General features: G+C 55.2%; 23 protein-coding genes. 10 read left to right on the top strand and 13 right to left on the bottom strand.

All coding sequences use genetic code 11. From position 1 onward, the window contains the following. Positions 1 to 12: 12 nt before the first annotated feature. From ABJV08_RS03800 to ABJV08_RS03780, 5 genes are all read left to right on the top strand, one after another. Positions 13 to 324 (top strand): PepSY domain-containing protein, encoded by a 312-nt coding sequence (locus ABJV08_RS03800; protein WP_348041549.1) that lies wholly within the window; start codon positions 13 to 15, stop codon positions 322 to 324. 115 nt (positions 325 to 439) lie between these two features. Continuing rightward, positions 440 to 1,612, top strand: a complete 1,173-nt coding sequence (locus tag ABJV08_RS03795) for a phosphoserine transaminase (RefSeq protein WP_348041551.1) — start codon at positions 440 to 442, stop codon at positions 1,610 to 1,612. A 111-nt stretch (positions 1,613 to 1,723) separates the two neighbouring features. Further along, positions 1,724 to 3,307: a phosphoglycerate dehydrogenase gene (serA, locus tag ABJV08_RS03790; RefSeq protein WP_348041553.1), complete on the top strand. Its 1,584-nt coding sequence runs from the start codon at positions 1,724 to 1,726 to the stop codon at positions 3,305 to 3,307. A 65-nt stretch (positions 3,308 to 3,372) separates the two neighbouring features. Beyond that, positions 3,373 to 4,488, top strand: a complete 1,116-nt coding sequence (locus ABJV08_RS03785; protein ID WP_348041555.1) for an ATP phosphoribosyltransferase regulatory subunit — start codon at positions 3,373 to 3,375, stop codon at positions 4,486 to 4,488. A gap of 152 nt (positions 4,489 to 4,640) precedes the next feature. Then, positions 4,641 to 5,930, top strand: coding sequence for an adenylosuccinate synthase (locus ABJV08_RS03780; RefSeq protein WP_348041557.1), 1,290 nt, complete (start codon positions 4,641 to 4,643; stop codon positions 5,928 to 5,930). A 32-nt stretch (positions 5,931 to 5,962) separates the two neighbouring features. On the opposite strand, the gene ABJV08_RS03775 is transcribed toward ABJV08_RS03780, so the two are convergent. The 3 genes from ABJV08_RS03775 to ABJV08_RS03765 all read right to left on the bottom strand — a co-directional run bounded on the left by ABJV08_RS03775 (position 5,963) and on the right by ABJV08_RS03765 (position 8,094). Further along, entirely contained in the window at positions 5,963 to 6,526 is a 564-nt protein-coding gene (locus ABJV08_RS03775; protein WP_348041559.1) for a pyridoxamine 5'-phosphate oxidase family protein, read from the bottom strand. Between the two features lie 42 nt (positions 6,527 to 6,568). After that, positions 6,569 to 6,976 (bottom strand): nuclear transport factor 2 family protein, encoded by a 408-nt coding sequence (locus ABJV08_RS03770; RefSeq protein ID WP_348041561.1) that lies wholly within the window; start codon positions 6,974 to 6,976, stop codon positions 6,569 to 6,571. 83 nt (positions 6,977 to 7,059) lie between these two features. Beyond that, positions 7,060 to 8,094 (bottom strand): alpha/beta hydrolase, encoded by a 1,035-nt coding sequence (locus ABJV08_RS03765; protein ID WP_348041563.1) that lies wholly within the window; start codon positions 8,092 to 8,094, stop codon positions 7,060 to 7,062. Between the two features lie 385 nt (positions 8,095 to 8,479). Between ABJV08_RS03765 and ABJV08_RS03760 the strand changes: the two genes are divergently transcribed. Then, positions 8,480 to 9,049, top strand: coding sequence for a TetR family transcriptional regulator (locus tag ABJV08_RS03760; protein WP_348041565.1), 570 nt, complete (start codon positions 8,480 to 8,482; stop codon positions 9,047 to 9,049). A gap of 16 nt (positions 9,050 to 9,065) precedes the next feature. On the opposite strand, the gene ABJV08_RS03755 is transcribed toward ABJV08_RS03760, so the two are convergent. The 8 genes from ABJV08_RS03755 to ABJV08_RS03720 form a co-directional block, all read right to left on the bottom strand. Beyond that, on the bottom strand, positions 9,066 to 10,304 hold the full coding sequence (locus ABJV08_RS03755; protein WP_348041567.1) for a dicarboxylate/amino acid:cation symporter: 1,239 nt from the start codon (positions 10,302 to 10,304) through the stop codon (positions 9,066 to 9,068). A 73-nt stretch (positions 10,305 to 10,377) separates the two neighbouring features. Further along, positions 10,378 to 12,177: an SLC13 family permease gene (locus ABJV08_RS03750; RefSeq protein WP_348041569.1), complete on the bottom strand. Its 1,800-nt coding sequence runs from the start codon at positions 12,175 to 12,177 to the stop codon at positions 10,378 to 10,380. A gap of 3 nt (positions 12,178 to 12,180) precedes the next feature. Then, positions 12,181 to 12,762 carry a hypothetical protein gene (locus ABJV08_RS03745; protein ID WP_348041571.1) on the bottom strand — a complete coding sequence of 194 codons (582 nt, stop codon included), beginning with the start codon at positions 12,760 to 12,762 and terminating at the stop codon, positions 12,181 to 12,183. Then, complete coding sequence (gene aroC, locus ABJV08_RS03740) at positions 12,759 to 13,826, bottom strand: chorismate synthase (protein WP_348041573.1); 1,068 nt, start codon at positions 13,824 to 13,826, stop codon at positions 12,759 to 12,761. The genes ABJV08_RS03745 and aroC overlap by 4 nt, the downstream gene beginning before the upstream one ends. Before the next feature lie 62 nt (positions 13,827 to 13,888). Then, positions 13,889 to 14,692, bottom strand: coding sequence for an enoyl-ACP reductase FabI (gene fabI / locus ABJV08_RS03735; protein ID WP_348041575.1), 804 nt, complete (start codon positions 14,690 to 14,692; stop codon positions 13,889 to 13,891). Positions 14,693 to 14,758: 66 nt separating this feature from the next. Then, complete coding sequence (locus ABJV08_RS03730; RefSeq protein ID WP_348041577.1) at positions 14,759 to 15,694, bottom strand: YihY/virulence factor BrkB family protein; 936 nt, start codon at positions 15,692 to 15,694, stop codon at positions 14,759 to 14,761. 18 nt (positions 15,695 to 15,712) lie between these two features. After that, entirely contained in the window at positions 15,713 to 16,633 is a 921-nt protein-coding gene (locus tag ABJV08_RS03725; protein WP_348041579.1) for a DnaJ C-terminal domain-containing protein, read from the bottom strand. A 69-nt stretch (positions 16,634 to 16,702) separates the two neighbouring features. Then, positions 16,703 to 17,161 (bottom strand): ABA4-like family protein, encoded by a 459-nt coding sequence (locus tag ABJV08_RS03720; protein ID WP_348041581.1) that lies wholly within the window; start codon positions 17,159 to 17,161, stop codon positions 16,703 to 16,705. Between the two features lie 103 nt (positions 17,162 to 17,264). Between ABJV08_RS03720 and pdxH the strand changes: the two genes are divergently transcribed. Beyond that, positions 17,265 to 17,840 carry a pyridoxamine 5'-phosphate oxidase gene (pdxH, locus tag ABJV08_RS03715; RefSeq protein WP_348041583.1) on the top strand — a complete coding sequence of 192 codons (576 nt, stop codon included), beginning with the start codon at positions 17,265 to 17,267 and terminating at the stop codon, positions 17,838 to 17,840. Continuing rightward, a complete protein-coding gene (locus tag ABJV08_RS03710) occupies positions 17,837 to 18,631 on the top strand; it encodes a PhzF family phenazine biosynthesis protein (protein ID WP_348041585.1) in 795 nt (264 codons plus the stop codon). The genes pdxH and ABJV08_RS03710 overlap by 4 nt, the downstream gene beginning before the upstream one ends. A gap of 21 nt (positions 18,632 to 18,652) precedes the next feature. Here ABJV08_RS03710 and ABJV08_RS03705 read toward each other — a convergent pair whose 3' ends face one another. Beyond that, positions 18,653 to 19,795 carry a serine hydrolase gene (locus ABJV08_RS03705; RefSeq protein ID WP_348041587.1) on the bottom strand — a complete coding sequence of 381 codons (1,143 nt, stop codon included), beginning with the start codon at positions 19,793 to 19,795 and terminating at the stop codon, positions 18,653 to 18,655. Between the two features lie 29 nt (positions 19,796 to 19,824). On the opposite strand from ABJV08_RS03705, the gene ABJV08_RS03700 reads away from it, so the two are divergent. Further along, on the top strand, positions 19,825 to 20,193 hold the full coding sequence (locus tag ABJV08_RS03700; RefSeq protein ID WP_348041589.1) for a hypothetical protein: 369 nt from the start codon (positions 19,825 to 19,827) through the stop codon (positions 20,191 to 20,193). 1 nt (position 20,194) lies between these two features. Here the strand turns inward: ABJV08_RS03700 and mnmA are convergent, their stop codons facing one another. Further along, the gene (gene mnmA / locus ABJV08_RS03695) at positions 20,195 to 21,328 is read right to left on the bottom strand and encodes a tRNA 2-thiouridine(34) synthase MnmA (RefSeq protein ID WP_348041591.1); all 1,134 of its coding nucleotides are present in this window, start codon (positions 21,326 to 21,328) and stop codon (positions 20,195 to 20,197) included. Positions 21,329 to 21,466: 138 nt separating this feature from the next. Between mnmA and ABJV08_RS03690 the strand changes: the two genes are divergently transcribed. Beyond that, complete coding sequence (locus tag ABJV08_RS03690; protein ID WP_348041593.1) at positions 21,467 to 21,838, top strand: hypothetical protein; 372 nt, start codon at positions 21,467 to 21,469, stop codon at positions 21,836 to 21,838. Positions 21,839 to 21,902 lie beyond the last annotated feature (64 nt).

Below are 21,902 nucleotides of genomic sequence, written 5' to 3'. Positions count from 1 at the left end.
GAGATTGTGAAAATGAAATATTCTGTAATTGCCGCTGCATCCGCCGCTGTTTTGGCCACCGCTGGCTTGTCCGCTCCTGCCTTTGCCACCGGCAAAATGTCCTGCGAAGCGGGGCCACAATCTGGCTGGAAAACCCGGGCGGAACTGGAAGCCAACCTGGTTGAACAGGGCTGGAAAATCAAGAAATCCAAGGTCGATGGCGGCTGCTATGAAGTCTATGGCACCACCCCTGAAGGCGACCGGGTTGAAGCCTATTTCCATCCTGTTTCGTTGGAAAAACTATTGGTTTCCCGTCGCGGTAAAGTTTTGTTCCGCAAACCATAACCGGTTTCATTCGTAAGTAAGATCAGGCTTGACTTGCTGCGCTGCACCATTCAATGCGGCGCCGGGCCACGCGGTCCCAACGCCGCGCGAGCTCTCTGTAAGGAGAAGCGTTAAAATGACTGATACGACTGTACCGACGCCTGAGTTGCGTCCTGACTGCCCGAATTTTTCTTCGGGTCCGACCGCCAAATTTCCTGGCTGGTCTCTCGACAAAATCAACACGATCGCCATGGGCCGTTCGCACCGTTCGGCCACCGGCAAAGGCCGGTTGAAATATGCCATCGACCTCAGCCGCGAACTGCTTGGCATTCCCGACGATTATCTGATCGGCATCGTGCCGGCATCCGATACCGGCGCCGTCGAACTGGCGATGTGGAACATGCTGGGCGCACGACCAGTGACCGTTGCGGCTTGGGAAAGCTTTGGCAACGTCTGGATTCAAGACGCGGTCAAGCAATTGAAACCGGCTGGCCTCACCGTGCTGGAAGCGGACTATGGCGAAATTCCAGACCTGACCGGAATCGACAAGGGCGATGACATTGTCTTCACCTGGAACGGCACCACTTCGGGCGCGAAAATTGCGAACACCGACTGGATTGCCGATGATCGCGAAGGCGTGACCATCAACGATGCAACCAGCGCCGTATTTGCTCAGCCAATGGACTGGTCCAAGCTCGATGCCACGACATTCAGCTGGCAGAAGGTCATGGGTTCAGAAGCCGGTCACGGCATGCTGATCCTCAGCCCACGCGCCGTCGAACGTATCGAAAGCTACACGCCATCATGGCCACTGCCAAAAATCTTCCGCGTGAAAAAGGGCGACAAGCTCAACCGCGCGATCTTTGAAGGCGCGACAATCAACACGCCGTCGATGCTGGCAGCCGAAGATTATATTGCGTCGCTCGAATGGGCGAAATCCATCGGCGGCTTGCCCGAATTGCATGCCCGTGCCGATCGCAACGCGAAAATCGTCCATGACTGGATCGAATCCACCCCGTGGATGCGGAATATGGTTGGCAATCCCGACCAGTGGACCAACACCGGCGTCTGCATGGTGTTTCAAGGCGACTGGTATGATGGCCTGAGCGATGATGCCAAAGCTGCTGTACCAAAGAAGATTGCCGGCATGCTCGATGAAATGGGCATCGGCTATGACTTCAACGGTTATCGTGATGCGCCGCCAAGCCTGCGTATCTGGTGTGGATCGACGGTCGAGGCAGAAGATGTCCGCCGTCTGCTGCCCTGGATCGAATGGGCCTTTGCGCAAGTGAAAGCCGAACTTTCCTAATTTTATTTATCGCCCCGGCTACGGCCGGGGCCCAATGACTGTCCCAAATCTCAGGACATTCATTTGGATGCCAGCGATAGCTGACATGACATTCCGAAAAGGATTCCCAACATGCCAAAAGTATTAATTTCCGACAAAATGGACCCAAAAGCCGCCGAAATCTTCCGGGAACGGGGCTGCGAAGTAGACGAAATCACCGGACAGACACCGGAAGAACTGATCAAGATCATCGGTGAATATGATGGTCTCGCCATTCGCTCTTCAACCACTGTGACTGCTGAGTTGCTGGCAGCGGCAACGAACCTGAAAGTGGTTGGCCGTGCGGGTATCGGTGTCGACAATGTCGATATCCCTGCCGCGTCCGCCAAAGGCGTCGTGGTCATGAACACACCATTTGGCAACAGCATCACCACGGCAGAGCATGCCATCGCAATGATGTTCGCTCTCGCGCGCCAACTGCCCTCCGCCGACGCCTCGACTCAGGCCGGCAAATGGGAAAAATCCAAATTCATGGGCGTGGAGCTGACCAGCAAAACGCTCGGCCTGATCGGTGCGGGTAACATCGGTTCGATCGTTGCCGAACGCGCCATTGGTCTGCGGATGAAGGTTGTCGCCTATGATCCCTTTCTGACCGAAGAGCGCGCCGTTGAAATTGGTATCGAGAAAGTGACGCTGGACGAACTGCTCGCTCGCGCCGATTTTATCACCATGCACACACCACTCACCGACCAGACGCGCAACATTTTGTCTGCCGAAGCTTTGGCCAAAACCAAAGCCGGGGTGCGGATTATAAATTGCGCGCGGGGCGGCCTGATCGATGAAGCGGCCTTGAAGGAAGCTTTGGAATCCGGGCATGTCGCTGGTGCAGCCCTCGACGTTTATGCTCAGGAGCCGGCCAAGGAAAACCCCTTGTTCGGAACACCGAACCTCATTTGTACGCCCCATCTGGGCGCCTCCACCAGCGAGGCTCAAGTGAATGTCGCAATTCAGGTCGCAGAGCAACTGGCCGACTATCTGGTCAATGGCGGCGTCGAAAATGCGCTCAACATGCCAAGCCTATCGGCGGAGCAAGCACCCAAGCTCAAACCCTATATGGCGCTGGCCACCCAATTGGGTTCTCTTGTGGGTCAGCTCGCAGCTGACCAGATCAAAGGCGTTGCGGTTGAAGTCGAAGGCGCAGCAGCGGAACTGGACCAGAAGCCCATTACCGCAGCAGTCCTAGCCGGGCTGATGCGCGCCTATAGCGACACGGTGAATATGGTCAACGCGCCCTATCTGGCGAAAGAGCGCGGCCTTGATGTCCGCGAAATCCGTCATGAACGCGAGGGTGACTATCACACATTGATCCGCGTTTCTGTGACCACCGACGAAGGCGAGAAATCGGTTGCCGGTACTTTGTTCGGTTCTTCCGGGCCACGGCTGGTCGAGATGTTCGGCATCAAGGTCGAAGCCGATATGGAAGGCGATATGCTCTATATCGTCAACCGTGACGAACCGGGCTTCATCGGTAGCGTTGGCTCAACCTTGGGCGAAGCTGGTGTCAATATCGGCACGTTCCACCTTGGTCGTCGCAGCGATGCGCCGGGCGGTGAGGCCGTGCTTCTCCTCTCCATCGATTCGCCGGTTGAAGAGCCGGTGCTATGGTCTGTTTGTCAGCTCGAAGGCGTGAAGACAGTCAAAGCACTGAGCTTTTAATCCGATAGGTAGAGACCCAAGAAAAAAGATGGCCTGAGGCTTTGCTTGGGCTATGGAGCAGGGCCATGCGAACGCAATCCAATCTCTTGCCCGAAGGCTTTCACGACGCGCTGCCGCCTTATGCCGAGGCGGCATCGCGGCTAGAACGCGATGTGCTCGATACATTGGCCAGCCATGGCTATGTTCGGGTGACGCCGCCGCTAGCCGAATATGAAGATGGCTTGACCGAACGGATGCAGGGCGCATCCCGCAATGATCTGATGCGCTTCGTGGATCCTATTTCTCAACGCACCCTGGCGTTGCGTCCGGACATGACGATGCAGATCGGCCGTATCGCGACAACTAGCTTGGTCGATCGGCCGCGGCCATTGCGGCTCAGCTATTCGGGACAGGTTTTGAAATTGCGTTCAGGACAGCTGCAACCGGAACGCAGCCGCCTGCAGATCGGCGCAGAGCTGATCGGCAATGACAGCGTCGTCGCTGCCAGTGAAATTGTGACTGTGGCCATAGAGGCGCTGGAGCGTGCGGGTGTCACCGGCATCACGGTCGACTTCACCATGCCAGACTTGATCGATATATTGGCGGCGGGGCCCTTGCCGCTAAACCAGGCACAGATCGCGGAAGTGCGCGGCGAGCTGGACATGAAGGACGCCGGCGGCCTGAGCGCGATAGGCGCCACCGGCTATCTGCCCTTGATAGAGGCGACCGGGCCGTTTGACGAGGCAATGGCCCGGCTGCGAGACTTTGATACGGGCGGACTGCTCAATTCGCGACTGGACGGTGTATCCCAGATTGCCGAAAGCATAAGGGGGAAAGCCAGCCTGACCCTCGATCCGACCGAGCGGCACGGGTTTGAATATCAGAACTGGTTCGGTTTTACGCTTTATGCGGATAGATTTATCGGCGCGCTCGGGCGCGGTGGCAGCTATGAAATTGTCCATCCCAATGGAACTTCCGAAGCCGCAGTTGGCTTCTCGCTCTATCCCAACCCGCTGATCGATGCTGGCTTTGGAGCGAAGACGAGAGACCAGATTTTCTTACCTCTTGGTTATGATATCCAAAGAGCCGGAGAGCTTCGCAACCAGGGTTGGCGGACGGTTGCGGCACTGTCCGATAAGGACGATGCACAGACGTTGGGTTGCACCCATATATTGAATGGTGACGAGATTCAGACACTCTGATCCCCGTGAAATGCATGTGGCTTGACGCACCTATTTTGAGTCGGTAACCACCGCAGCGCACAAAGGCTGTCCACGCCTTTAGTTCCATCCGTACGTCGAGTCCTGTCGAAGGACGTTTCGGATCCACTCTGGCAGGGTGGAAAGGTATATCCATGGCAAATGTAACGGTAATCGGCGCACAATGGGGCGACGAAGGCAAAGGCAAGATAGTCGACTGGCTCTCCGAACGTGCGGATGTGGTCGTCCGCTTTCAGGGTGGCCATAATGCGGGCCATACGCTGGTGGTCGACGGCGCTGTTTACAAGCTTTCCTTGCTCCCGTCCGGCATTGTCCGCGGCGCTTTGTCAATCATCGGCAATGGCGTGGTGCTCGACCCTTGGCATCTGCGTGACGAGATTGAGAAGCTAACCGGACAGGGCGTTGCCATCAACACGGACAATTTCGGCATTGCCGAAACCTGCCCGCTGATCCTGCCCATTCACCGCGACCTTGATGCCATGCGCGAAGACGCCAGTGGCAAAGGCAAGATTGGTACCACCCGACGCGGCATTGGCCCAGCCTATGAAGACAAGGTCGGCCGCCGGGCCATTCGGGTTTGCGACCTCGCGCATCTTGATGATTTGGGGCCACAGCTCGACCGGCTGTGCGCGCATCATGACGCGCTCCGGGCCGGATTTGGCGAACCACCCGTGGATCGCGAACGCCTGCTCAATGACCTGAAAGAAATTGCCGACAGCGTGCTGCAATATGCGCAACCGGTTTGGAAACGTCTCAACGAAGCGCGCCGCGACGGCAAACGGATATTGTTCGAAGGCGCGCAGGGCGTGTTGCTTGACGTTGATCACGGCACCTATCCCTTTGTCACCAGCTCCAACACAATCTCGGGGACCGCTGCTGGCGGGTCAGGTATTGGACCATCGGGTACTGGCTATGTGCTCGGCATTACCAAAGCCTATACCACCCGGGTCGGATCGGGTCCCTTCCCGACAGAGCTTGATGACGATATCGGTCAGCGGCTCGGCGAGCGCGGTCATGAATTCGGCACCAACACCGGCCGGCAACGGCGCTGCGGTTGGTTTGATGCAGTGCTCGTCCGCCAAGCCCTAGCGGTATCAGGCGTCCACGGCATTGCCCTGACCAAATTGGACGTGCTCGACGGGTTTGAGCAATTGAAAATCTGCGTTGGCTATAAGCTCAATGGTACGACCTATGACTATTTGCCGCCTCATCATCAGGATCAATCGGCTGTCGAACCCGTTTACGAAACGATGGAAGGGTGGAGCGAATCCACCGCCGGTGCCCGCAGCTGGGCCGATCTTCCTGCTCAGGCGATCAAATATATCAAACGGGTCGAAGAATTGATCCAATGCCCCGTGGCATTGGTGTCAACGTCGCCGGAACGCGAAGATACGATATTGGTGACCGATCCGTTTGCCGATTGATGGCGCCTTCTGACCGGACAACAAAGCCTGCGTCAGCTTAATATCTGGAGCTGCTCCAATTCCTCCAGCGTGAAACGCTGCGGGATATGTTGTGGGCAGTTCCAGTCAAACGCATCAATCGTAATGACAACCGCGCGTTCGGTTACAGCATTATAATGTTCATCATGTAACTGACGGGCCATTGCTGACGGATCCTCCGCATCGATGATATTGGCATGGCCCCATATCTTGAGCCTTCGCCGATTGGGATAGTCCATCAATATCAAGGACACGCGGTTTTCACCTGACAGATTGCCAGCGCTCACATATTGGCGATTGCCGCGGAAATCCGCATAGGCAATTTGCGTTTCGCTTAGCACTTTCAAGAAACCACGCGGCCCGCCACGAAATTGGACATAAGGCCAGCCCGTTTCGGAAACCGTGGCCTGATAGAAACCATCGCGGTCGGCAATAAACTCAGCTTCACGGGGAGATAACCTGTCACCACCGGTCACGTCGGGTTGCAGAAATTTGGCGTAGCTGGCTGCCGATCCCTGCTTTTCCTGAATGGCTTGAACAGATGGGGTGAAAGCGATTTCGGCAAAGGCACGGGGCATCGGATATCTCCTTGATCGGTACGGGCTATTCGGAAAGAAAGTTTACAACCGGCGTTCGGTGTCGTTGATCGGCACATCGTTGATGCTCGCAAAGCGTTTTTGCATCAGGCCATCGGGTGCGAATTCCCAATTCTCATTTCCGTAACTGCGCCACCATTGATCGGCTTCGTCTCGCCATTCATATTCAAAACGAACGGCGATGCGGTTGCCGCCAAAAGCCCAGAGTTCTTTCTTAAGCTTATAGTCCCGTTCTTTCTGCCATTTGGCGCTCAGCAGGGCCCTGATCTCATCTCGACCGGTCAGGAAACTGTCACGATTGCGCCACTCGCTGTCGGCCGTGTAGGCGAGAGACACGCGATCAGGATTACGGCTATTCCAGGCATTTTCTGCGGCCTGCACCTTGGCGCGGGCGGTTTCTTCTGTGAACGGGGGGACGAGTATCTGTGTCATTATTGTTTCCAGATTGTCGAGTTTAAGGGGGCCTGCGGGACGCCCGAGGAGGAGGGGGTGTCCCGCAGGAAACCGCGCGGGGGTTAGTCCCGGGGGAGGACTTCGCGGTCTAGAAAGTCGAGGATTTCGTCAGCCATCTGATCACCATATTCTTCTAAGGCAAAATGGCCGGTATCAAGCAGATGAAACTCCACATTAGCCAAATCCCTTTTGTAAGGATGGGCCCCCTCGACGGGGAAAATCTGGTCATTCTTACCCCACAGGATCAGTGCCGGCGGTTGATGTTCGCGGAACAATTTCTGCCAACTGGGATATTCCTCCACATTCGTTGCATAGCTAGCAAACATGTCGAGCTGAATTTCCTGATTGCCTTCCCTGTCGAGCAGATATTGATCGGTGTGCCAGGTATCCGGACTGACCTTGGCAACATCGCCAACGCCGTGCGTATATTGCCATTTGGTTGCATCCAGTTTTAGCAGTCCGCGCAACGCGTCCCGATTTTCTTGGGAACCATCCGCCCAATAGGCCTTGATTGGTTTCCAGAAATCTAGAAGGCCTTCATCATAGGCATTTCCGTTCTGGATGATGAAACCTGTGACCCGCTCCGGATGTTTTGCGAAGAGCCGATACCCCACCGGAGCACCGTAATCCATCAGATAGATCGCGTAGGAAGAGACTCCCTTTTTGTCGACGAATTGCTCCACAATATGGGCAAAATTGGCAAAGCTATATTCGAAACTTTCGCGGCTGGGCATCGAACTTGCCCCATAGCCTGGATAGTCGGGGGCCAGCACGTGATAGCGTGCTGCCAGTTCGGGGATCAGGTTGCGAAACATCTGCGAAGAAGTAGGGAAACCGTGGAGCAGCAAGATCGTTGGCTTATTAGGATCGCCAGCCTCGCGGTAAGCGACCTCGACACCGTCTATGGAAACGGTCCGGTGATAAACATCTTGATTCACTTGCTCGACCGCATTTTGCGTTGGCCGCGCACTGGCTTCGGGAGAGGCAGCGAACACGCCCGCAACGATGCTAACCACCAGAATATTCGCCATCACATTGGAGAGTGTGGAGCGGAGACTGTGCGGTTCATGCGCAATTGGTTCTGGTGAGAAAAACATGATCGGTTCCTTTGGTTTGGGGAGGGCTAGGCGATTAGCGATGCCATGGCCGGCGCCACGCTAGCGCCAACGAAAACGGCAGTAGAAAAAGTTGCGGCCATTAGGGCGATGACGCTGGTTTGCATTTTTGAATTCAACATTTTCTTGTTCCTCTTGTTAAGGCCAGGTGGCCACCGATCACCAACATGTACTGATCGGTTAACCTTGAAATAAGAAAGGTGTACCGATCTGTCAATGTTATTGAGTAGATTTTTGAAATCCGATCATGATGTCATTGATATTTAGTGAGAATAATTAGAATATTCAGACTGATATTCTCGCAGCTATTGATTCCATACCCGCGAATCGCTATTTACCGATCAGTAATGGTATGAAGGAATCACTTGTGAGTGCATCGAAACGCGACGAGCTTGTGCAGAAAGCGCTCGCATCCTTTTACAAAGGAGGCTTTCACGCGATTGGCATGGACCGCCTGGCAAAAGAGACCGGCGTATCCAAAACTGCAATCTACAAGCATTTTCGCACCAAAGAAGAGTTGATACTCGCTACGTTACGACTCCGGGACGAGCAATTCCGGAACTGGCTCCGACGCAGGATAGAAGCCTTGGCGGCCGAACCCGAAGGTCAGCTGCTAGCGATATTCGACGCGCTAGAAGAATGGTTTGAAGAAGCTGGATTCAGAAGCTGCATGTTCATCAAGGCATCGTCTGAATATCAGGATAGCAGCCACCCTATCCACGCAACAGCAGCGGAACATAAGCGTCTGCTGTCCATCTACTTCGCGGAAATAGCACAGAAGACAAACGCGCAGGACCCTGAAGGGTTGGCCAGACAGTTGCTGATCGTCAAAGAAGGGGCAATCGTTCTCGCCCATCTGCATGAGCATAAACAGGTCGCTGCCGATGCCCGGACGGTCGCCAAGAATATCGTTGATACCGCCTTAGCGGATATCTGAAACCAGTACCTCGCCGTTAAACATCATCCGCCGAAATCATTTCTGCGCGATCAATCTCGCCGGTCATGGACGCCACCGTTACCGCTACCGCTGCATCACCCGAGACATTGGTCGTGGTCCGCATCATATCCATGATCCGGTCGACACCCGCAACGAAGGCAATAGTTTCGAGCGGCACGCCGACGCTACCGAACACCAGAGCCATCATGATCAGGCCCGCACCGGGAATGCCCGCAGCGCCAATTGCGCCCAATGTCGAGGTGATTGAGATCAGCACATAATCGGCAAATGTCAGGTCGACGCCAAAGATCTGCGCACCAAACAACGTAGCGAGGCCGAGATACATGGCGGTACCGTTCATGTTGATCGTCGCACCGAGCGAGACCACGAAACTGGCAACCGAATTGCTAACACCCAGATTGCGTTCGACGCAACGCAACGTCACCGGCAGCGTCGCATTGGACGAGGCCGTTGAATAGCTGACCGCGATCGCATCCACGATCCCACGGAAGAAATCCACCACCGGCAGCTTCGCGATAATTTTGATCATCGACGAGTAGATCACCCCGATGATCAGCAAGCAACCGAGATAGTTGAGCCCGACCAGCTGGGCCAGCGAGATCAGAGCATCTGTCCCCAGCGTTCCAGCCACCCATGCCATCAGCGCAAACACACCAAAAGGAGTCAGCTCCATCACGATCATCGTGACTTTTTGCATGACGATGGCGCCGCTATCGAAGATTTTGGCGAGCGGCTTCCCGTCTTCCTTGGCCATCAATATGCCAATGCCGATCAGCAAGGCAAAAACGATCAACGGCAAGACCCGCACATCAGCCATCACCTGTACCGGACTGTCCGGGACAATCGACAGGATCATATCAATCGCACTGGTATCATTGGGCACCGGCGTCTCGCCCTTTTCGATCGCGTCTGTGTTGACGCCTTTTCCAGGTTGAAAAAACGTCCCGAGCGCGAGACCGAGCCAGGCAGCAATCTGACCGGTCACCACGAACAAGATCATCGCCCGTCCGCCAACGCTGCCCAATTTCTTCAGATCGCCAAGCGCGGCGACACCGGCGACAAGCGAGAAGAAAATCAGCGGTACGACGAGCATCTTGATCGACTTGATGAAAAAATCGCCGATCCATTTGATCGTTTCGGATTCGGGACCCCACATCAACCCGGTGATGACGCCGAGAATAAGGGCCGCAATCACCCGCTGCCAAAGTGGAATTTTGAACCAGAATGCCAACATGCGATTTCCCCGATAATTTTCTTACGCCATGCCTATCGTCAGCAAGGGGGCGCGGCAAGCTTTTAGGGCTGCGCTACATCCAGAAGCTGATCGCCATGCAGGTCGCCAAACCGACACCAAAGGTCAGCGGAATGCCGGCTTTGAAAAAATCGGTGAACCGGTAATTGCCGGCTGCATATACCAATGTGTTGGTTTGATAGCCGATCGGTGTCGCGAAGCTGGCGGAAGCGGCGAACATCACTGCGATGACCAAAGGTCGGGGATCGACGCCCAGATCATTGCCCAAGGCTATGGCAATCGGCGTGATGATGATTGCCACCGCATTGTTGGTCACAATTTCGGTCATGATCACGGACAAGACATAAATTGCAAAGACAAGGCCCCAGGGCGGTATATCTCGCAGATACGGCGTCAATTCCGACACAATAAGGTCGACGCTGCCCGCTTGCTGCATACCCAGCCCGACGGCTAGCATGCCGAAAATCAGAACCAAGACATTGCCGTCGATCGAACCCCAGGCTTCTTCCGCATCGATGCAACGCGCTACCAAGATGGCGCCGACTGCCAGAATGGCCGCCACCGCCAAAGGAATGATATTGAGCGCGGCCAGTACCACCACCGCAACCAATGCGCCAATCGCAATCGGGGCGCGGTCCCGGCGAAAGGCGCGAATCTTGGTTTGCCCGACGCCGAACAAATTCGGGTTTTCATACATCCGCCGAATATCTTCGCTGGACCCTGTGACCAGCAATCGGTCGGCGGCATGAATGCGCGCATTGGTCAGATCAGAACGTGGCAGGTTGCGATAGCGGGTCATGCCCAAGATGCGGACATTGAGCTGTGACAAGAAAGGAATATCGAACAGGCGATTACCGATGCTGGGATGGCTTGGCGCCACCGTAGCTTCCACAAGCTCTTCGCCAAGAGGTCCAGCATCGCCCTGATGGACGATGCCCACCTTGAAGTCTTCCGATCCACGCAAGGAAATCAACTCGGCGAGATCCAATTGCACGACAATCCGGTCGCCAGCGCGCAGTTCATGATAATCCAGATCATGGCGAATATAGCTACTCAGTCGCTTGATCGCCGTGACTTCGATACCGGCCCGGCGCAATTCCGAGACGGCCAAGAGTTGCTTGCCGATTACCGTTGCCTTCCGGCGTACCGTCAATTCGGTGAGAAAATCGCTTTCGTCATTGCTGTCAAATTGCCCTTCAACCTGCCCGCTGGGAAGCAGCCAGCTGCTGAACAGCACCATCATGATCGTCCCCGCGACGGCGGCGATCAGACCATAAGGCGTAATTTCGAATATCCCGAAACCCGCCATGCCCTGATCCCGGGCAACCGCATCGACAATCAGGTTGGTCGAGGTTCCAATCAAAGTGGTTGTGCCCCCCAAGATACAGATGAAGCTCAACGGGATTAGCAGTTTCTTGGAAGAGAAGCCGGTGGCCCGCGAGAGGCGAAGAATGATCGGAATCAGAACGATAACAACCGGCGTATTGTTCATGAAAGCGGAGGCGACAAAGGCGCCGAGAAACATCTCGGCTACCGCCAGCTTTGGACGACGCTTGGCGCGTTTGATGATGAAACCGGCGATCGCGTCAATCGTGCCGGTACGCAGCAAAGCACCCGACAGAATGAACATTGCGGCAATGGTGATCGGCGCCGTGTTGGAGAAGACCGAAAACAAACCATCGGAATCAATGATCCCGAGGAAGAGGAACATACAGGCCCCAAGCACGGCCACCACCGCTGCGGGGAAACGCTCCATGATGAAACCGGCGAACAGAAAGCCCAAGATAACAAGGCCGATAATCGCCTTATTCTCCTGAATATATTCGTCAATGATATGAAGGATCAGATCAATCATCGATCATGCACAGCCTTCGATGTAGTTTACCGGTTCCGCCATACCAGCGCGAAAGTCGGTGACATATTGCGACTGTTCAGTTGCGCCCTCATTCTCATCCGTCATATTCTTGACCGATGTTGCGAAAATCATGGCATATCGGCCATCGCTAGAGGTCAACGTCAAATAGGATCCCGCTTCATCGAGATAGGGATGCCGCCTGATCTGCAGCCAGTCGCCATAGATAGATTTGACGTCAGCCAGCGCCATCCCAATTTTGACACCGGACAGGCTCTGCCAATTTTCAACCCCGCTGCGAAACCCGATATCTATGCGCACCACCTGATTATTGCTCATCATCACGGCGACACCCGGAAAGCGCGCGGCGCTGTCGAGATAGTGGCAAGAAATAAAAGTCGGATCGCCAACCTTGTCCCAAGGACCAGTGCTGGTGAGCCGAAAACCCAGAGCTTTAACCTGATCGGAAGACATGCCGATCCGCACGTCCCCCAGCCCGGCAAGCGTCAGGCGAGGTCGCTCCTGCACATTAGCCCCGAGAAACAACAATAGCAGGGGAGCCAGACATAATGTTAGCGCTCTGCTCACCCGCATTGCGCCCGGTGTAGCAATTTCTGATCGGCCAATACCAACGCCATCATCGCCTCAACCACCGGAACGCCGCGAATCCCGACACAGGGATCATGACGGCCTTTGGTCGATATTTCGGTCGCCTGCCCTTCAGGGCTTATCGTCGGTACCGGCGTCAAAATCGAGCTGGTCGGTTTGAACGCCACGCGGCAGAAAATCGGTTGGCCCGTGGATATTCCGCCAGCGGTGCCGCCGCTGTGGTTAGCGAGAAATTCGGGACCATCTGTCCCCGGTCGCATGGCATCGGCATTTTCTTCACCGCGCAAACGGGCAGCGGCAAAGCCATCGCCAATTTCCACACCCTTGGTCGCGTTGATCGTCATCATCGCTGCGGCTACCTCGCTGTCCATCTTGGCATAGACGGGCGCGCCCCAACCAGCGGGCACGCCGACCGCTTCACAGGCGATAATCGCGCCAATGCTGCTGCCATCTTTGCGCGCGCCATCGACCAGCGCTTCCCAGCGTTTCGCGGCAACGGCATCCGGACAGAAGAAAGGATTATTGCCAATTTCATCCGCGTCAAAATTTGCCATTTCAATGGCATCACCGCCGATTTCAGCGACCCATGCCCGGATCGACACTTCGGGAATAGCTAGCCTCGCAACCGCGCCAGCCGCAACGCGCGCAGCCGTTTCCCGAGCGCTGGAGCGACCGCCGCCGCGATAATCGCGAAATCCGTATTTCTGATCATAGGCGTAGTCGGCGTGACCGGGACGATAGGCTTTGGCAACATCGCTATAGTCTTTCGAGCGTTGATCGACATTTTCGATCATCAGCGAAATGGGTGTGCCAGTGGTCCTGCCTTCAAACACACCGGAGAGGATTTTGACCTGGTCCGGCTCTTGTCGCTGGGTCGTATATTTCGATTGTCCGGGCCGGCGCGCATCGAGAAACGGCTGGATGTCCGCTTCGCTCAGTTCCAGTCCCGGCGGACAGCCATCGACCACCGCGCCCAATGCAGGCCCGTGGCTCTCGCCCCATGTGGAGAAACGGAAAGTGCGACCGAAGGTATTGAAGCTCATGAAATTTACCTAATGGGAACCACGGCCAAAGACAAACCGATTCATCAGCTGCTTATGAACCGTCAATCGAGCGCGATATCCGGCGCGTCTTCCTGCTTCATGCCAACCGTATGATAGCCGGCATCAACATGATGGGTTTCACCGGTAACACCAGAAGACAAATCAGACAGAAGGTAGAGCGCTGATGAGCCTACATCATCAATGGTTACATTGCGCCGAAGCGGTGCATTATGCTCGTTCCATTTCAGAATATAGCGGAAGTCGCCAATGCCCGAGGCCGCCAATGTTTTGATCGGTCCGGCGGAAATGGCGTTCACCCGGATACCATCGGGACCGACATCATTCGCGAGATATTTGACCGAAGTTTCAAGCGCTGCCTTGGCCACGCCCATAACATTATAATGCGGGATGACTTTCTCCGCCCCATAATAAGACAAGGTCAGCATCGATCCACCTTCGCTCATCAAAGCGGCAGCACGCTTTGCCACTGCAGTGAAACTGAACACGCTGATGTTCATTGTCATCAGAAAATCGTCGAGAGTCACATCGTAATATTTGCCGCGCAACGCTTCTTTATTGGTGAAGCCAATCGCGTGGACGACAAAATCGAGCTTGCCCCAGCGTTGTTCAATCTCGGCAAATGTAGCGTCGAGCTGGTCCATATCGCTGACGTCGCAATCGAGAAGAAAATCGCAACCCAATTGCTCGGCCAGCGGTTTCACACGCTTGGCCATGACTTCACCTTGATAGCTGATCGCCAATTCAGCCCCGTCCGCAGCCAATCGCTGAGCCACGCCCCACGCCAGTGATTTATTATTGGCAAGTCCCATGATCAAGCCGCGCTTGCCCTTCATTAACTCACTCATCGCCGGTATCTCCTGAAATTCGATATTCTCTGCTGATAAACTCTATCCAAATGTTTTTCCAGCGGATCATTCGCTATTATCATCTCGCGACCACCCGTCGGCCAAGGCAGCATTCAACTCTGCGCCAATTACCATGCCCAAGCCTACCAGATAGAAAAATATGAGCGTGATGATAACCCCGGCGAGGCTGCCATAAGTGAGTTGATAATTGGCCGCATATTTGAGGAAGACGGGCAGGAGTCCTGTGATCAGGAGCCACCATCCGCTGATGAAGACCGCTCCTGGCCATTTGGGATATTGCCGCGGACGATATTGACGGGGAGTCAGCAAACGGAACAAGAGATAGAGCGTCGCGAAGAGGACAAAAAATGGCACCGCATTGGAGAGCGACAGCCATAAGGCATCGCTTTCGATCGCCGGGAAATAAGTCCCCAGAAAACCGCTAACGCCAGCCACCACAAATTGTGCGCTGAGCGCCAACATCGCAAAAAACACCGAAAATAATATGAGCGCGAAGGATGTCAGGCGATATTGCCAGAACGCGCGCTGCGCCTGCACGCCATAAGCACGGTGAAGGATTTCGCGAATTGCTTCGATCAAACTGGTCGTGGTCCAAAGCCCGACAATCGCGCTGAGCCAGAGCAATGGACCGGTGCGCGCCATCATCGCAGCGCGGATCGGGTCATGTAGTGCGCTCGCGACGGAAGGCGGAACCGTCACCAGAAAGGCCTCGACAATGTCTGTGCCCACCGCGGTCTGCCCAAAACCCCCGACAATCGCCGCTGCGACAATGAAGAAGGAAAACACCGCGAGCAGCGAGAGATAGGCAAAATTTCCAGCAAATGTGAAGCCATCATAATATACACCGACGGCGGTGCGCTCGATGACGATGAAGGCGCGGCGTAATGGGCTCTCATCGGCCAGATGTTCATAGGCTCTTTTGGCTGGCGTTCCGGGCGCACCCCGATCTTGGCGCCGGGCCTCGGGAGATAGCTCAGACATGGGCTAGCCGGGCCAAGCTTACACGCCCATGCTAGCGCGTGGATTGTCTTGCGGATCCCAGTCTTTCACAAATGCCGCGAGCTTTTCATCTTTTTCCGGAAGCGTGATCATCAACGTCACCAGCTGATTGCCCCGGACACCAGACTTATTGTGGAACCCTTTGCTTTTTAACCGCAACTGTTGCCCCGAAGCGGAACCCGCGGGGATCGACAACATCACCGGTCCGTCGACGGTGGGGACTTTGACTTTTGCCCCTTCGACGGCCTCTTTCAGGCTGATCGGCAGTTCCAGCGTGATATTGTCGCCATCGCGTTCATAAAAAGGATGGCGGTTGATATGGATGGTAACAATCGCATCGCCATTGCCGCCCGGACCCGAACGCCCCTTGCCGTTGAGACGCATTTGTGTGCCTTCTTCCACGCCTTTGGGCAGGCTAAGATCAATGGTTTTACCATCTTCCATCGTGATGCGTTGTTTCTGCAGCGTCGCCGCCGCAATAAATTCGACCTTCAGCCTATAGGCGACATTGGCGCCCTTGGCCGGGGGGGCGCTGCGCTGACGACCGCCGAAAGGCGAACCGCCTCCACCACCGCCGCCAAACAGGCCTTCAAATATATCACCAAAATCCGCACCCGCATTGCCAAAGCCTTGCTGTTGGCCGCCCGGCCCACGTTGATATCCGCCGCCGCCACCGCCAAAACCATATGGTGCAGTTGGATTGCCTTCCGCATCAATCTCGCCGCGATCAAATTGCGCGCGCTTGTCCTTGTCCAACAAGAGATCATAGGCCCTGGTGACATCGGAGAAACGCTCCGTTGCCTTGGGATTGTCTTTGTTCTTGTCGGGATGCAGTTCCTTGGCGAGCTTGCGATAGGCGCTCTTGATCTCCTTCTCGTTCGCGCCTTTGGCAACACCCAATGCTTGATAGGGATCTATCATTATTTGCCCTTTTTCAAATCCTTACCATTCAGAGATCGGGATTTTTCGCTAATTTTCAACTGTACTGTCTTATTCGGGTATAACGGCGTCCGCAACCTTGTTGTGGCGCGTGAAACGCAACATTAGGTAAAGCACCAACCCGATCGGCCCCAATATGAAGGTAAACAGCAAGATAGGAACCTGTATCCAGCGTGCAAACCCGTATTTGTCCGCATTGCGGGCCACCCAAATTCCAACAAAAAGATCGAAGGCGAGATAGTGAATCCAGCCGATGGTCGCGCCGCCCGGGCTGGACAAGGTTTGCTGGACTCCAGCGAGACTCGAGAAATCCATCGCTGCACCGGCGCCGCTGTCAATCAATCCAGCCATCAACGGAATCATGATCCCCGCATAGCTAGCCGCCAACAATCCCACCCCTCCGTAAAACAGCCCGGTGATGAAGGGCGGCTTGCGCGGCGCGAATAAAAGAATGAGCCACATCACCATGGCGTATATATTGGTAACAGTGAAAATTAGGTCCCAGTTCATAATGCCCCCTCAATTTCGGTTCTTTTATCAGAAAACGGCGCTTTGTCGTCGAACAAATTTTTGTTTGTTTGCCCGTTGCCAGCAGGCTGTTAAAGAATGGCGGATGACCGATCCCTTTTCCTTATTCGACAGCTGGTACACCAAAGCGCGTGAAACCGAGCTCAATGATAGCAATGCCATGACCATTGCCACTGCCGATGCCGAAGGCCAGCCTTCGGCGCGAATGGTGCTATTGAAGGGCCATGGCCCCGACGGGTTCATTTTTTACACCAACCAGCAAAGCCGCAAGGCGAGCGAAATAGAGGAAAACCCGAAGGCCGCGATCTTGTTTCACTGGAAAAGCCTGCGCCGCCAAATCCGGATCGAGGGTCACCTGTCGACGGTAGCGGATAGCATAGCAGATGCCTATTTTGCGTCTCGCGGCCGGGATTCACAATTGGGCGCCTGGGCATCGGACCAATCCCGCCCGCTCGACAATCGCGCAACCTTTGTCGCTCGCTTTGAAGAAATGACGCAGCGGTTCGCCGGCGGCGATGTGCCTCGTCCACCGCATTGGTCGGGCTATTGTCTGATTCCCGCACATTTTGAATTCTGGCAAGATGGCGCGCATCGATTGCACGAACGACGCATATTTACCCGCAACAACGAAGACTGGACGGAAGGATTGCTCTACCCATGACGACACTGCCATATTATCATGTCGATGCCTTTGCCGACCGGCCCTTCACCGGCAATCAGGCTGCCGTCATGCCGCTGACCAGCTGGCTAGACGATTCCATCCTGCAAGCCATTGGCGAAGAAAATAACTTTGCCGAGACCGCCTTTTACGTTCCGGACAATAGCGGAGATGCGGATTATGAACTGCGCTGGTTCACGCCGACATTGGAAATCGCGCTTTGCGGGCATGCTACGCTCGCCAGCGGGCATATTATATTGTCGCAAGACCCCGACCAGCAGCAAGTGACCTTCCGGACCCGGACCGCCGGCGTCTTAACCGTCGTGCGCGACGGAGAAGGCTATGCACTCGACCTCCCGGCTTATCCACCCGCGCCGTCAGCAATGCCTGAAATAGTTGCTCTCATTGGCGGCAGTCCGGTTGAAACGCAGTTTCACGAAGGCCGTTATAACGTTCTTCGTTACGAGAATGCCGAGGATGTATTGGCGCTTAAACCGGATATGAAAGCGCTTGCTGCCCGCGGCAATGAACAGCTTATCTGTACCGCGCCCGGTAAGGATACCGATGTGCTAAGCCGGGTGTTCGTGCCCGGCGCCGGTGTCGATGAAGATAGCGTAACCGGATCGGCCCATGCCGTGCTCACCCCCTTCTGGGCCAAGCAATTGGGCCGCGACAGTTTTACTGCCTATCAAGCGAGTCAGCGCGGAGGCTATGTTAACTGTCGGCTTGACGGGGATCGTGCATGGCTGGGCGGACAATGCGTGACCGTAGTGGACGGCGCATTTAATCTATAGCCATATTCCCTTTTCGCGAGATCATCCTCCGATCGGGAACAACGCCATGATTCGCCCGATCTGATTGCTCATCGGCTTCAGAACATCATCTTGAGTCTTTCCGAGCCGGACCACGGTTAACTTCTGTTCGGGTGAAACAACAATCTGCTGACCCAGATGGCCGAGAGCAGCGAATATTGTTTCGGGACCATTGTCGGGAAACAGGACTTGATTGCGACCTTCCGGGCGCTTCTTGTTCAACCAGATATGACCGCCAAAGGCAGGATCATTCTCCGACGATGTTTTCATGAACCTCACCCAGCTGACGGGCAAATGCTGTGCGCCCTTTCGCGCACCATTGTGACGCAGAAACTCTCCAAACTTCGCATAGTCGCGCGCGGTGGCCTGAACAAAGCTGCCACCCAGAAATGTGCCGTTCGGATCGAATTCCGGATAGGTGCCGTCCATTCCCAAGGGCTCGAGCAGGCGCCCCTTGATGAAGCGCAAGGTCACATTCTGCCGAACGTCCGGATCATCGCTCTTGGTCAGCGTGCGGGTAATAATGTCTGACAAAATGATACTGGTGGCAGTGCTATACTCGAATTTTTCCCCGGGCTTGGCTTCCATCGGCCGGGCCTCGGCATAGCCAGCGCTATCCTGCGAACCATCCAGGAACAACATGCGATTTGTGTCAGCCTCATATATCGCCTTGCCGTTTTCTTCAGAGATTTCTGTATGATCCAGTCCGGAGGACATATGCAGCAGATGCCGTAAGGTGATGTCGCCGCGCGGATCGCCAGGCCGTTGCCAAGCGGGCACGGGGGCCGGGTCATCAAGCACCAGCCGCCCATCGGCCACGAGAAACCCGATCAGCGCGCCGGTAAAACTTTTTGCCATCGACCAGCTGATGAATCGCGTGTCTTCATCATAGCCCTCGCCATAGCGTTCTGCGATGATTTTGCCTCGGTGCATGACCAGAAGCGCCCGCGTTTCCGCCATTGCCGGATCGTCGAACAGCGGCGCAATCGCGGCATCCAACCGCGTTTTGGCCATAGGGCTATCATCAGAGATATAGGCCAGTTCCGCCGCAGTTTTCTGTGGTGCCGCGTCTGGTTCACTGGATGCTCCACACCCTAGAACAGGGAGCGTCAGGAGAGATATCAAGGCGAGTTTAATCTTGTGCATAAGGCTTCGTTGCACCAATAGAAGCCGTCATGGCAACTGGAAAAAACACAACGCGGCCTCCCCGCAGCAAGAAGCGTACTGCACTCTATGTTGGAGGTCTGTTCCTGCTCATCCTGATCGCGCTATTCGTCTATAATTTTGCAACCATCAAAGGCCAGTTGGACGTCGGCACTGCTTATGGCGCGCGCGCGGCCTGCTCTTGCCACTATGTTGGAGGACGGGATATCGACGATTGCCGGAAGGATTTCGAACCGGGCATGGGAGCGATTGGATTGTCAGTGGATGACACGCGCAAAAGAGTAACGGCTTCAGCGCTGTTGATAGAGTCTGCCACAGCCGAATTTCGCGAAGGCTGGGGCTGCGTGATCCTGACCGACAAACAATTACAATCGGAATAGGCTAGACTTCGACCCCAGCCAGCCATTGCTGTTCCACTGCAGCAGTGCTTTCGATCCAGCCACCGCCCAGAACCCGTTCCTTAAGATAGAACACCGCCGCTTGGCCCGGTGCCACGCCAAATTCCGGGTTGTGGAATTTTAGCTCTTGCCCTTCCAGCCGGGCAAGGGTTGGCTTTGACATAGAGCGGACCTTCACTTCAACGGGACCGGCATAGTCACCGCCAATCCAGTTAATGTCCCGCAAAGTTGCAGAAGCTACCGCCAAGGCCTCTTTCGGGCCGACGAACACGCGCTTGGTATTCGGTTCCAGCCGAATCACGTAGAGCGGCTCTGCCTGACCGCCAATTTCCAGTCCTTTGCGCTGACCGACTGTATAATGGATAAGCCCTTTGTGCCGCCCCATCACCGTGCCATCGATATGGACAATCTCGCCATCATCGTCCGCATCCGGCCTCAATTTGCGCACGACGCTGGCATAATCCCCATTGGGAACGAAGCAAATATCCTGACTGTCGGGCTTGAAGGCCACCGCCAGTCCCATTTCTTCTGCGATCTCCCGCACTTGGGTCTTGGGCATATCTCCAAGCGGAAATCGCAGATAATCGAGCTGATTCTGCGTTGTGGCGAATAGAAAATAGCTCTGGTCACGCGCCGGATCGAGAGCGCGGTGCAATTCTGCGCCATCCGGACCCTCAGCGCGCCGCACATAATGGCCTGTGGCCAAACAATCGGCACCCAGTTCACGGGACAGCTGCAACAGATCGGTAAATTTGACACCCATATTGCATTGCACGCAAGGAATCGGCGTTCGGCCAGCCATATATTCGTCGGCAAAAACATCCATGACCGAATCCTTGAATCGGCTGGCATGGTCGAAAACATAATGAGCAATGCCAAGCCGGTCGGCCACAGCGCGCGCGTCGCGAATATCCTGACCAGCACAACAGCTTCCAACCCGCCCGACAGCTTCACCATGGTCGTAGAGCTGCAACGTAATGCCAATTGTCTCGGCGCCGGTTCGCGCCGCCAGAGCCGCCACGACGCTGGAATCAACGCCGCCCGACATCGCGACAACGATTCGTTTGCCGGTCAGGTCATCGCCCAGCTGAAAGTTTCCGTTGATTCGATCCATCATAATGATTGCACCCCTTAAAGAAGTCCGGTCGCTTGCGCTAGCATTGCGAGCATATCCCCATTTTTGTCCTGATCTGGTCCATTTTGGTACGAATTGGCACGACGAAGGGAAGAATTGCTTAACCTGTCCTAAGGCCGAGTGAACGTCTCTTTTACAGAAGTTTATACCTTGGGTGCTAGAACAACGTCCATGGAAATGAACTTCCCTCACAAGGACCTTGAATGGACCGCAGCTGATGAAGCCAATGATGTATCCACGCAATTCGCGGATCATCGGGCGTTTTTCGCTGGCGTCATTGCCCGGCAGGCCTCGAGCCAATCGGCCAAGGATTTCGTTGCGGCCCAACAAGCCCCGAGGGCAGTTCAAACCTCTTCCATTGAAGATCGGATGGCTTTTTTTGCCGGAAGAACTTCGCCGGAGGAGACCAGTCCGAAGAAAGTAATTTTGTTTAGAACCGGTTGTTTTCGGCCTGATCTAGCAAAGCAAGATATGACCAGAATACACGAATAATCGAAAGTATGAACACGGCGTTTACCTTGGCAATTCAGGTAATCGCAAAGCTCTACCGGTACGA

It is taken from the genome of Parasphingorhabdus sp. (assembly GCF_039982395.1).
In the GTDB taxonomy this organism is placed as follows: Bacteria; Pseudomonadota; Alphaproteobacteria; order Sphingomonadales; family Sphingomonadaceae; genus Parasphingorhabdus.
Note: the sequence above shows the minus strand (reverse complement) of the source record. Positions and strands in the feature narration are given on the sequence as shown.

What these genes read in the sequence shown, in the direction of transcription:
- ABJV08_RS03800 (WP_348041549.1), top strand. Translation starts at nt 13, where the DNA reads ATGAAATATTCTGTAATTGCCGCTGCATCCGCCGCTGTTTTGGCCACC.
- ABJV08_RS03795 (WP_348041551.1), top strand. Translation starts at nt 440, where the DNA reads ATGACTGATACGACTGTACCGACGCCTGAGTTGCGTCCTGACTGCCCG.
- serA (WP_348041553.1), top strand. Translation starts at nt 1,724, where the DNA reads ATGCCAAAAGTATTAATTTCCGACAAAATGGACCCAAAAGCCGCCGAA.
- ABJV08_RS03785 (WP_348041555.1), top strand. Translation starts at nt 3,373, where the DNA reads ATGCGAACGCAATCCAATCTCTTGCCCGAAGGCTTTCACGACGCGCTG.
- ABJV08_RS03780 (WP_348041557.1), top strand. Translation starts at nt 4,641, where the DNA reads ATGGCAAATGTAACGGTAATCGGCGCACAATGGGGCGACGAAGGCAAA.
- ABJV08_RS03775 (WP_348041559.1), bottom strand. Translation starts at nt 6,526, where the DNA reads ATGCCCCGTGCCTTTGCCGAAATCGCTTTCACCCCATCTGTTCAAGCC.
- ABJV08_RS03770 (WP_348041561.1), bottom strand. Translation starts at nt 6,976, where the DNA reads ATGACACAGATACTCGTCCCCCCGTTCACAGAAGAAACCGCCCGCGCC.
- ABJV08_RS03765 (WP_348041563.1), bottom strand. Translation starts at nt 8,094, where the DNA reads ATGTTTTTCTCACCAGAACCAATTGCGCATGAACCGCACAGTCTCCGC.
- ABJV08_RS03755 (WP_348041567.1), bottom strand. Translation starts at nt 10,304, where the DNA reads ATGTTGGCATTCTGGTTCAAAATTCCACTTTGGCAGCGGGTGATTGCG.
- ABJV08_RS03750 (WP_348041569.1), bottom strand. Translation starts at nt 12,177, where the DNA reads ATGATTGATCTGATCCTTCATATCATTGACGAATATATTCAGGAGAAT.
- aroC (WP_348041573.1), bottom strand. Translation starts at nt 13,826, where the DNA reads ATGAGCTTCAATACCTTCGGTCGCACTTTCCGTTTCTCCACATGGGGC.
- fabI (WP_348041575.1), bottom strand. Translation starts at nt 14,692, where the DNA reads ATGAGTGAGTTAATGAAGGGCAAGCGCGGCTTGATCATGGGACTTGCC.
- ABJV08_RS03730 (WP_348041577.1), bottom strand. Translation starts at nt 15,694, where the DNA reads ATGTCTGAGCTATCTCCCGAGGCCCGGCGCCAAGATCGGGGTGCGCCC.
- ABJV08_RS03725 (WP_348041579.1), bottom strand. Translation starts at nt 16,633, where the DNA reads ATGATAGATCCCTATCAAGCATTGGGTGTTGCCAAAGGCGCGAACGAG.
- ABJV08_RS03720 (WP_348041581.1), bottom strand. Translation starts at nt 17,161, where the DNA reads ATGAACTGGGACCTAATTTTCACTGTTACCAATATATACGCCATGGTG.
- pdxH (WP_348041583.1), top strand. Translation starts at nt 17,265, where the DNA reads ATGACCGATCCCTTTTCCTTATTCGACAGCTGGTACACCAAAGCGCGT.
- ABJV08_RS03710 (WP_348041585.1), top strand. Translation starts at nt 17,837, where the DNA reads ATGACGACACTGCCATATTATCATGTCGATGCCTTTGCCGACCGGCCC.
- ABJV08_RS03705 (WP_348041587.1), bottom strand. Translation starts at nt 19,795, where the DNA reads ATGCACAAGATTAAACTCGCCTTGATATCTCTCCTGACGCTCCCTGTT.
- ABJV08_RS03700 (WP_348041589.1), top strand. Translation starts at nt 19,825, where the DNA reads ATGGCAACTGGAAAAAACACAACGCGGCCTCCCCGCAGCAAGAAGCGT.
- mnmA (WP_348041591.1), bottom strand. Translation starts at nt 21,328, where the DNA reads ATGATGGATCGAATCAACGGAAACTTTCAGCTGGGCGATGACCTGACC.